Raw genomic sequence first — 10888 nt, forward strand, 5'->3', positions numbered from 1 at the left:
TCTTGTACAAAAAAAATGATCAGGTAAAAACGTGTTCTACCTGATCATTTTTTAAGAGATCCCTCATAAAAGGGCAACTTCTTCAGTGCCCTCCTGTATAAGCCGGGTCTTTTTAGTTATTTCCTTTTCTTCTTGGCGCCTCTTGTTTTAGGTTTACCATATTTCATCTGCATCTTCTCCTTATGGGAGATCTTTACATTCACTTTCTTATTCTTATCCTTCTTCTCATGGAAAGCAGGTCCATAAGTTTCCAGCTTTGGCAAAGCCACCAGGAAGTTCTTCATCTTCACCTCCGGCATTTCATCATCTATCAGCACATTGGAGATTTCCAGCTCTTCCGGCAATGGTTCCAAAGGAATCTCATAATTCATCAAAGTCTGAATTCTTTCCAATGCCTCTTTCTCCCGCTCCGTATGGAAAATGATTGACTTACCATGCTTGTCCGCACGACCGGTACGACCTATCCGGTGCAGGTAGCTCTCCGGTACCTCAGGTACATCAAAGTTCAGCACATGGCTCACATCTTCAATATCAATACCTCTCGCGATGATATCTGTAGCAATCAGGAACCGGTATTCGCCTGATTTGAATTTCTTTACCGTATTAAAACGATGGTTCTGCTCTTTATTGGAGTGAATGACACCCACCCGCTCAGGAAACTTCGTTTCTAACTGCTCATACAGCTGGTTGGCCAGTTCTTTGGTAGCAGCAAAGATCAGCACCTTGCTCATCTCCCCGCGTGTTTTCAGCAGCAGTTCCAGCAGGTTGACCTTTGTATTGAAGTTCGGTACTGCGTACCCTGTCTGACTGATATTCTCACGTGGCGTACCCACAGGTGCAGCTTCTATCGTTATTGGTGCATTGAAGTACACCTCCATCAGATCTTCTACTTCCGGGGTAATAGTCGCCGAAAAGAGCAGGTTTTGCCTTTTAGCCGGCAGTAAATCCAGGATATGTTTCAGTTGCGGACGAAAACCAAGGTTCAGCATTTCATCCACCTCATCGATCACCAGTCGCTTAATAGCTTTCAGTTTCAATGCACCACTCAGCACCAGGTCCACCAACCGGCCAGGGGTCGCTACTACCACATCCAGTTTTTCATTGGCAGTCACCATCTGTGGGTTCATATTCACCCCACCAAAAAATCCGGCGACCTCCACATTCATATAGGGAGTCAGCTTCTTTACCGCCTCCACTACCTGGGTAACCAGCTCGCGGGTAGGCACTACTACCAGGATCTGGGCATAGCGATCTTTGGAAAATTTCCACTGCCGCAAAGCTGGCAGCAGGTAAGCAAAGGTTTTACCCGTACCGGTCTGTGCAATGCCACATACGTCCTGACCGGACATGACCACAGAAAAGGCCTTCTCCTGAATGGTAGTGGGCGTTGTATAGCCCAGGTCACTCAGGGCATTCAATAAAGGCTTGCTGAGGTTTAGTTCATCAAAAGTCATAATTCGATTCAAAATGAACCGCAAAGGTACTGAATCTATTTCTTCTGATAACTTCCGGCCAATTTCACCAGGGATTCCGGATCATCGGTAATGATTCCATCTACGCCCAGGTCTATCATCTTTTGCATTTCCTGTGGGTCATTCACCGTCCAGGGCAATACCTGCACTTTCTTATTGTGGGCGGTGGTGATCAGGTCCTTGTTTACCAGCGCGGAATAGGGACTATAGATATCCGGGATAAAGCCCAATTTCTCAATATTCGTATCGAAATTATCCTTCCCGTATACCAGCAGTGCGAGTTTTTGCTTTGGGTATAGTTTGTGGATCACCTGCAAAGTCCGGATGTCAAAAGATTGTACAGTCACCCTGTTCTGGATGCCTTTGTCCCTGATCACCTTCATCATCAGTGCCACAAACTCATCCGGCGCCGGGTGAAAAGTGCCATCCCCGTCAGGAGAGCACTTGGTCTCCATGTTGTAATACATCGGTTTCAGGTGATGCGTTTTTACGTAAGCTTCCACGCTGTCAATCAGTTCGGACAACAGTGGTTTATACGTTTTCATCTTCACCTGCTTTGGAAAGTCTTTATGTGGTTTGGTACCGGCATCATATTTCCGGATACTGTCATATGGCATGGTGTACAACTTGTAGGATTGTTCACCGGCCTTTTCAATATCCTTTCCTTCCGGGTTCCGCATAAAGTCAGCCGACATATACAGGTCGTGCGACACGACAACCTTCTTATCTTCAGAGATCACACAATCCAGTTCCAGTGTACGTGCACCCAGATCTATCGCATGCTTCATAGCAGGAATGGTATTTTCCGGCATCAAAGCACGTCCACCTCTATGTGCCTGCACATCAATCTGTGCAGCTGCTCCCAGGGAAGCCAGCATTAAAACACTACCTAATAACCTTTTCATAGTTTTATTTTAAAATCCACATTATACCATTGATATCGGTGGGCATGGCGACGCAGGTGTTCTATCAAAACGGAATTAGCTACAGTAAATAACTGTGTATCGGGTGTGCTGTCTTCCTTAAGTTTGACGGTATTGCCATAATCGGATAAATGTTTGTTGGGTCAGATCTCTGGCTGTATCATGTGTGGCATTTCTTTTCAGAAAATAGCGGTAGAATTTTTTGTGTGTCAGATCATAGACCTGTTTGAACACCGTCTCATTGCCATCTTTCAATTGTAAGATCACCATGTTGCAACAGTATGGTGGTTGCAAGTTGAGGATAATTACTGACTCCTTACATTAACTTACTGTTAATACTTCCTGTCAGTCGTATAGCGGACTATTTCTTCCAACGCATCTTTCACTTCTGTATTGTCAAAAGTATCGAGTATGGCCAAAGCCTCGTCTCTGAAGGCATACATGCGTTCAGTTGCATAGTCTAATCCACCACAATCCTTTACTACTGAAATCAGGTAAGCGATTCTTTCCTTGTTGGTATTCTGATGCCTGATAATGTGTAATAACTCTTTACGTTGTGCAGGGGAACAATTGGCAATTGTATAAATTAAGGGTAAGGTTACTTTCTTTTCCTGGATGTCATTGCCTACTGGTTTGCCGACATCTTCAGTGCCATAATCAAACAGGTCGTCTCTGATTTGAAAGGCCATTCCTACTTTCTCTCCGAACAATGCGATCTTTTCAACGAGGCTTTCATTATTAGTGGCGGAAGCGGCGCCGGCTCTACAGGCTGCCTTTAGCAGCGCTGCCGTCTTCTGACGGATGATGGTATAATAAACGTCTTCTTTTAAATTTAACTTTTTCGAGCGTGTCAGCTGTTCCAGCTCTCCGATGATCGTCTCTTCAATGGCGTCCGAAAATATCTTCAGGATCTTATGATCGCCTATCGAGAGGGATTGCAGCATCCCGTTCGAAAACATAACATCGCCCACTAATACAGCCGTGCGGCTCTTCCAGAGGGCGTTTACCGAGGCTTGGCCTCTCCTTTCCGCCGCATCGTCTACGATATCATCGTGTACAAGCGAGGCATTGTGCAACAGCTCTACCAATACAGCGGCCCTATAACTTTGTTCCGTGATATTGCCTGCCAGGTGAGCGCTCAGCAATACAAATACAGGTCGTACCTGCTTGCCGGAATGTCGTAGAATGTAATCAGTGATCTTATTAAAAAGCGCACTATCACCCTGCATCCATTCGCGCAAATATTGGCCAAAACGTATAAGGTCCCCTGTTAGTATCTTCTTCGCTAATTGCATAAAGTGCTCCAAAGATAATAAATTCTGTCAGCAGGTAAGCCAATCTCCATCAGCTTACCTGCTGACAGCCATTCATATTATTTGGCGCCGTCGATGGTACTCTGGCGATAGTTCGTTACTACCGGCTTGAATTTTACATGCTCTATCTTTAGTACTACAGGGTTTGGCCACTTTCGATCAGTGTAAAAACGCTGTCCGTTTACCGCACTGATGAAGAGTCCTACAGGAGTATTCTGTGAATAGATACCTGCATCAAAGTTTTCTTTATATTCTACCAGCTCACTGGCATAGCCTAAAATGGACACTTTGGTCTGGGCATTTCCCTCCAATGTGTGAAACACCATATCTTTTCTTTCTCCATATTTCCAGTCCTTACCGCCCTGTACAAAGGCATAGACGGTGGAGGTATCTCCACCACGGGTGAACCAGACATTGCCTTCTTTGGCCATATGCCAGGGGCGTACGCCTGTCACAGCTTCGTTATTGGCAAACTGCCACAGGGCCAGTTCACGCAGCAGGGCTTCCTGTTCAATCTGGATTTCTCCATCCGGTTTGGGTCCTACATTCAGTAAGAGATTGCCCCCTTTGGCCCTGGTTTCAATGAGCATATTGATCATCTCTGTGCCGGATTTCTGAGGGTCGTTGGTAGGTTTATACTGCCAGTCTGTACCCATGGTAAAACAAGCCTCCCATGGACCGGGTAATACCGAATCAGGCAGCTCCTGCTCCGGCGTATTCATTTGCCCGCGGGTCACTACGATGTTCGGTTGCAGTTCCCAGGCGTATTCTTTCAGCCCTTCGGCAGGACCGTCGAAGAAGATAAAGTCGATCTTACCGTAATTGCTTAAGAGTTCTTTCAGCTGTGCTTTGTCAAGCGCCATCAGCCCCGGGTTCTTTTCAGGGAAGTGCTGTGGCAGCTGCATTCTGCCTACGGGCACATGATGCTGATATAAGTAATTAAAATCCTCAGGGGAGAAATAGATACCGATCGCGATGCCTTGTTTGCGGAAGGCATCAAAGATGGCTTTGGTCGCATCTTTTTTGAACGGCGTATTCATAATATTGAAAGGCGTAGTCTTTGTATCCCACATACAAAAACCGGAGTGGTGCTTGGTTGTAAACACCACATACTTCATACCTGCGAGTTTAGCGAGCACAGCCCAGTCATCAGGATTGAATTTATGTGGGTTAAAGGTTTTGGGCAATTCTTTTGTAAACCGCTCCAGGTATTCGTCGGAGGCACCTGCCATACTATGGCTGATCACTGCGCCCAGCTGTGCATCCACACTCCAGTGAATAAACATACCGAGACCAAGGTCCATGAACCATTTTTCTTTTCCCGGGTCGTTGCTGGTTTTTTGAGCGGAAACGTTAAAAGACATGACAATAAAGGCTAAAGCCAGGCATAATTTTCTTTGCATAAGAGAATCCAGTTGATAAGCAATGGATAATAATACAAAGAAAATCCCCGAAATGCAAGGGATTAAACACCGCTGGCTAAGATTGTGATGGCCTCCTCCATTTCCGCTGTAGTCAAAGACGCAAACCCAATCCGGCAAGCATTTTTCACCAGATAAAAAGAGCCATCGCTGATGTATAGACCCTGCTTTGCTGCATGTGCAGACAATGTTTTTAAAGGCACTTTGAATTGCGACCAGATGGCCATGCCACCCATGGGAACTGTATATTCTACTACCCCTGGCATATGTGTATCCAGTAGCGTGGTCAGGTGCTGTAACCGGGTATGATAGACCTTATTCGCCTTTTTCAGGTGGCGGGACATGTCTCCGTTTTTAATCAGTATAGCCAGTGCATCTTCCATCAGGTGGTTCCCTTTCAGGTCAAGTAATTTGCGCAGGTAGATGCCTTGCTGGATAAAGTCTTCCGCGCCTACCATAAATCCGATACGTACAGAAGCCGCCAGGGATTTAGAAAAAGAGCCTATATAGATCACTCTTCCATCATGCTGCCCGCTGGCCAGCGGCAGGTAGGGAGCGGAATTATAATGGAAGCCATAGTCATAATCGTCTTCGATGATGGCAAAGTTGTATTGTGCTGCCAGTTTCAGCAGGTGCATTCTTCTGGCAGGACTCAGGGTGACGGTGGTTGGATGATGGTGATGAGGAATAACATAGAGCATGCTGATGGGATGCTTTTTACAGATAGCTGCAACGGCGTCGGTATCTATGCCCTGCTCATCCACAGGTACGGAGAGGAGGTTCGCACCCAGGTGTTGAAATAACTGGCTGGCGGTGTTATATCCGGGTATGCCTGCGATCACATTGGCGCCGGGGGTAATGGTAAGGCGGGCAGCAATGTAAATAGCCATCTGGGCGCCATGGGTGATGAGGAGGTTCGGGCTATCGGCTTTGATACCTCTTGTTTCAGAGAGGTAGTCAACCATAGCTTCCCGCAGACTGAGAGCGCCGGCAGTGACAGCGCCTGAGACCGGGTTTTTATATTTGAATTTGAGCAGACTTCTGTATTCCCGCATCAGTAAGTCCAGCGGTGCTAAGCGGGTATCTGGCCAGCCATCGTCAATGATGAGGCGGAATGGGGTATTTGGCGGATAGATACTCCCCTGGTAATCGGGTGCCAGCACATGGAAGGGGGCAGACATTTGTTTGCCATAGCCGCTGGTGCCTTCCTGTTGCCATTCACGGGGTTTCAGTTCCGGTAAGTTGCCGGCTACATAAAATCCTTTCCGGGGGGTGACGAGGATCCATCCCTGAATTTGTAATTCACTGTAGGCAGCGACGACGGTTTTGCGGTGTACATCCAGGGTTTCAGCCATTTCACGGGTACCTGGCAGGGCCGTTTCGGGCTTTAGGATTCCGTTCCTGATATGTTGGGCAATAGCGTTGGCAATCTGCCTGTAAACAGGCAGGGCTAAGGTTTTGTTCAGTGGGATGAGGGTTTGAAATGGCAGCATCTGGACTACTTTGTATTTTAAAACTGGGATACAAAGATAGTCCTGGTAAGCAGTAGTTTTGATAAGTAAACCAAAAAATATGCACATCCATTACAAAACAGACACAGTTCCGGCTACAGCGGATATTATTGAATTATATGACAATGCGGGATTGAAAAGGCCGACGGAAGATGCGGGGAGGATAGCAGAGATGTATAAAAACTCACCCCTGGTTGTATCTGCGTGGGATGGGGAGAAATTGGTAGGGGTAGCGAGGTCATTGACCGATTATTGTTTTTGTTGCTATCTGGGTGATCTGGCGGTGAATAAGGATTATCAGATGGCGGGAATTGGGAGGCAATTGGTGGCGTTGACGCAGGAGGTGATAGGGCCGAAGACCATGTTGTTGTTATTGTCAGCGCCGACGGCAATGGAGTATTATCCAAAGATTGGGATGACGAGGTTGAATAATGCGTTTTATATAGCGAGAAAGGAATAGACACCTACGCAGCCGTTATATTCCGTAGAACTACGGATCATTTTCCGTACTTCCCCTCTGGTGCTCTTCCTTCCGCCATTTTATCTTTGTGTCAGTTTAGTTCTCATCAAAGTTGATGCACCTGCTGACAGCACCAACAAAGGACCGACGGCTAGTAACCGTCGGTCTCTTTTTCTGAAAATAGTTTTCACTCCCCGTTGGTGAATTTCAACTTTCATGAATGTTTTATCTATTTAATATTCTGTACCTGCATTAATATTCTCCACTTGCACCACCGCCACTGGCACTACCACCACCAAAATCAAAGCGATCTTTGCCCGGTGCACCTGTTTTGAAAGATTGTGAGATCACAATAGACTCAATCTGTAATGCTTCCAGCGTACCTTTTTCATCATCTTCCTCAGAAGTAAATCCATGCTTTGGTTCTTTCAGATATTTGATAATACCATAGGCCAATAAGATCATGATCAATCCACCGAGTGTCATCGCTACTTCCAGCGGTGCTACGCTATGGTAATATCTTACGGTAAACACAATAGCTGCTACCAATATCATTCCCACACGGATCAGGATCTGGTTTTTATTTTTGATTCCAAAGAATAAATACACGAAAGGAATTACAACAGTCAGTATCCAGAAGATCCATCCCATTGGTAAAATAACCACATGCCATCCGGGTTCGCCGTTGTACAATGATTCATAAAACGATCTCACCACAAAATAGTTTCCTCCTGCATATAGGGTCAGCAATGCCAGTGCCTGCATTCCTTTCATTACACTTTTATAGTGCCTGAATGCATCATCCTGGGCCAGCTTTTTAAACAACCAGTACATGCCAAAAGAAACCCCGATTATTACAAAAGGCAACATTAACAAGAGTGACTGCAGGGCTTGGACCAAAGTATACAACAAGGCCAGTTGTGCCACCCAACCCATTACCTGATCAGCAAACCGCAGGAAAAACCAGCTGGCAGTGATAAGAACAAATACGCCTGTTCCAACAGGGCTCATACTCCCCCCCAATAACAGTATCCCTCCTATCAAAGCACTTCCACACATCCACATCAACGCGGCATCTGCACCAGACTTATAGTGTTTTTTTTCTTTCACCAACAGTTCCAATACGATAAAAGAACCTACTGCAAAAAAGATATTAATACCTCCAAACACATCTTCGGAAGCTCCTCCCAACATGATTAAACACAGGAACCCATAAGAAAAGATACCTATTATCAATGTTAGTATAAACAATCCTATCCTCAAATATATATTGGGAGTATACAATGCTACCGGATAGGCGGCTTTAATAGCGGCCAGTTCCTCCTGTGTGATCAATTGTTTCCTGAAAGCCTTTTCAGCTTCAAGGACAATCTCCCTGTTATCCAGCTGTTGTTTATTGTAGGCTATCATGTTTGATCTTTTTATTTGCGTTAATAAGGAATATAATCAATCCAATGGCAGAGGCGATGAAATACAGGATACCAGCGTAAATACCACCCTCGCTCTCTGTAAGAATGAGCAATCTTACTACTACATAAGATAACCCTACATAACCATATAAAGCCATCATCAGCAGAAAATAAAAAGACTGGTGTTTCAATGCTTCTCTGTAGATGTAGAAACTGATGCCGACCTGAAGTAAGAACCATATCAGGTAACTGGCATTTTCTTCATTATAGTAATTAAAATGAGACTTAAACATCGCTGTTACACAAGCCAGCAACATCAGGTGCATACCGAAGTTGCGGTAGGTAAATCCGAAGTGAGGTTTCTTTCGCAGGTAGTGGGTAAAGTAGTCCATCAGCAGCAAGGCGGCTCCCAATATCAATCCTGTAATGATCAGGCGTGTGTCTATATACATCGTGCCTTCCATAAAGGTCAGTGGCGATACATTTACACCCAGCCATGCAGCGAGGTTCGTAATAGCCAGACTCAACACGCCTAAATGATCAAAGTAATAAGCGCTGAAAAACAACACTGTCAAAGGAATAAATGTAGCTGTTCCATAGTGGAATTTAAATACGCCATACGCTCCTTGCAGGTAGGTAATAAAGGTGATGAACAATAAACATCCTAACAGCAGAATGTAATCGAAGAATGGGTTGGGAGCAGGTACCTTTCCCCATGAGAAAGGCAACTTTCGCCGGAAGCAATAATAAAAACAGCCGGCACAAGCCAATGCAATTGCTAACAGTACGACCTGATGGCCAATGGTATCGATATTTTTGTAAACAAGGACACCTAATCCCCCGCTTAATAACAGTACTCCTAAATAAAGAATGGTTTTCAATTCCCAATGGAGGCTAAACAATTTTTTCCCGGTGGCAGCATGGATGTTGGACATTGACCCGGGGGAGATCAAACCATCCTGCTCCAGTTTCCCGAACATGCGAATATTCATTCAGGGAAAATATAACATTAAGTTCATATAAAAAAGGATTGGGGGAATGCTATATGCATGAATGTGAAAAATCAACGGCTTAATTTCACTCTGAAATTCATTGACTTAACTTGCAAATCAGCCATGATAGCTAGTTTGGACAAAAGAAAGATTTTATCCACCTGTAAATATGACTTAGCTTTGCAACCGCAAAACCAGCGACCACCCCAGATATATCTCATCTCTGAGCGTACTAATGCCCGCTCAGAATAACCCTAAAACCGGATATGTCGGACGCTGTAAATTCAATTGACCTTCTGTCTGAGCTAGTCTGTTACATCAGCATTAAAGATGCTCCGCTGATTACGCAGGAAGAGTTTGAAGAGCAGAAGAACAAAATTAAAGACTATGAAAAAGACATTCAAGTTGCCATTTTTAACAAGGCAGTGTTATTATCGTCTCCTCAACATTACAATGACTTCATATCGTCATATTCAAGAGTATTATCTCATCTTGAAAACTGCCTGACAGAGGCCCTTCCCGACGTTTCCGAAGATACCGGCGAAGGCTCCTTCACGGTGTATTTATTAAATTACACATTACAGGCGGTTCAGCGATTAAAGCTCTTTATCGATAACCGCTTCTTCCATACATCTGGTGGAACACCGGACCCCGATAAACCCCTTGCCAGAGAAAAACTCAAATTGAATATTGCTGTATCTGTTATTGCTACGCTTATGTCTGCATTTGTGCGGTCGGGCGATCATGTTTCTATAAAACAGGAGACAGCGATCATGCGTTTTGCTATACAGCTGTTTAGCTCAAAGCAGGCGGATGAGATAGCGTTTAAAAGTTTTCAGAACCATTATAGGATGCCTGAGAAGGCGGCGATAGACAAGGCGATGGAGATATTGAAAGGGATGTCAAAGTGGTTGAGGGAACTTTAAGAGAATAAGGAGTTATAAATGAAACAGTTGGCAGGGGTTGTACAGGCCCTTGCAACTGTTTTTTCCGGAGAGAGGGATGTTACTTTGTGCCATTTAAAGTTATGGACAAGGAAATATATAATTTCACCTTCAATAAGGAAGATGCAACTTTCCAGTTTGATAGTATTGGGCCGAAAGGTAAAATAAGGAAATTAATTTCATATATACTTTTCGATAGAATGGATGATGGTACACCTGTTCTAAATTTAGCCTTTGGCGATTTAGAAGGTAATGACCAAAATATAAGCGATACAGTTATTTCAAATAATCCGGATAGAGACAAAGTTCTTGCGACAGTTGCCAGGACTGTATTGCAAATAATTGATTCGTATAATAAAGTAGGAATAATTGCTCAGGGTAGTACTCCATCACGAACCCGATTATATCAAATTAGTATCAATGCTTAGAACATGTTTAAAATT

11 protein-coding genes are annotated in these 10888 nt (G+C 44.6%); 3 read left to right on the plus strand and 8 right to left on the minus strand.

Translation table 11 applies throughout. The annotated features are described in order from the left end of the window. Positions 1–116: 116 nt before the first annotated feature. The 6 genes from BW716_RS33290 to BW716_RS33310 all read right to left on the minus strand — a co-directional run bounded on the left by BW716_RS33290 (position 117) and on the right by BW716_RS33310 (position 6622). Positions 117–1454 (minus strand): DEAD/DEAH box helicase, encoded by a 1338-nt coding sequence (locus BW716_RS33290; protein WP_083730379.1) that lies wholly within the window; start codon positions 1452–1454, stop codon positions 117–119. Between the two features lie 35 nt (positions 1455–1489). Next, the gene (locus BW716_RS33295) at positions 1490–2377 is read right to left on the minus strand and encodes a glycerophosphodiester phosphodiesterase family protein (protein WP_083730380.1); all 888 of its coding nucleotides are present in this window, start codon (positions 2375–2377) and stop codon (positions 1490–1492) included. Between the two features lie 117 nt (positions 2378–2494). Further along, a complete protein-coding gene (locus tag BW716_RS37260; RefSeq protein ID WP_179091383.1) occupies positions 2495–2665 on the minus strand; it encodes an RNA polymerase sigma factor in 171 nt (56 codons plus the stop codon). Between the two features lie 62 nt (positions 2666–2727). Continuing rightward, entirely contained in the window at positions 2728–3690 is a 963-nt protein-coding gene (locus BW716_RS33300) for a polyprenyl synthetase family protein (protein WP_083730381.1), read from the minus strand. Positions 3691–3767: 77 nt separating this feature from the next. Then, positions 3768–5111 (minus strand): alpha-L-fucosidase, encoded by a 1344-nt coding sequence (locus BW716_RS33305; RefSeq protein WP_083730382.1) that lies wholly within the window; start codon positions 5109–5111, stop codon positions 3768–3770. A 62-nt stretch (positions 5112–5173) separates the two neighbouring features. Beyond that, positions 5174–6622 (minus strand): PLP-dependent aminotransferase family protein, encoded by a 1449-nt coding sequence (locus BW716_RS33310; protein WP_083730388.1) that lies wholly within the window; start codon positions 6620–6622, stop codon positions 5174–5176. Between the two features lie 79 nt (positions 6623–6701). Here BW716_RS33310 and BW716_RS33315 point away from each other — a divergent pair, with 79 nt between their 5' ends. Then, a complete protein-coding gene (locus BW716_RS33315) occupies positions 6702–7100 on the plus strand; it encodes a GNAT family N-acetyltransferase (protein ID WP_083730383.1) in 399 nt (132 codons plus the stop codon). 252 nt (positions 7101–7352) lie between these two features. Here BW716_RS33315 and BW716_RS33320 read toward each other — a convergent pair whose 3' ends face one another. Beyond that, positions 7353–8510: a hypothetical protein gene (locus tag BW716_RS33320; protein WP_083730384.1), complete on the minus strand. Its 1158-nt coding sequence runs from the start codon at positions 8508–8510 to the stop codon at positions 7353–7355. After that, positions 8494–9501, minus strand: a complete 1008-nt coding sequence (locus BW716_RS33325) for a DUF2157 domain-containing protein (RefSeq protein WP_083730385.1) — start codon at positions 9499–9501, stop codon at positions 8494–8496. Before BW716_RS33325 ends, BW716_RS33320 begins: the two co-directional genes overlap by 17 nt. Before the next feature lie 266 nt (positions 9502–9767). Here BW716_RS33325 and BW716_RS33330 point away from each other — a divergent pair, with 266 nt between their 5' ends. Further along, on the plus strand, positions 9768–10427 hold the full coding sequence (locus tag BW716_RS33330) for a hypothetical protein (RefSeq protein WP_083730386.1): 660 nt from the start codon (positions 9768–9770) through the stop codon (positions 10425–10427). A 101-nt stretch (positions 10428–10528) separates the two neighbouring features. Then, entirely contained in the window at positions 10529–10873 is a 345-nt protein-coding gene (locus BW716_RS33335; protein WP_083730387.1) for a hypothetical protein, read from the plus strand. Positions 10874–10888 lie beyond the last annotated feature (15 nt).

This window comes from [Flexibacter] sp. ATCC 35208 (genome assembly GCF_001975825.1).
Classification (GTDB): Bacteria; Bacteroidota; Bacteroidia; order Chitinophagales; family Chitinophagaceae; genus Chitinophaga.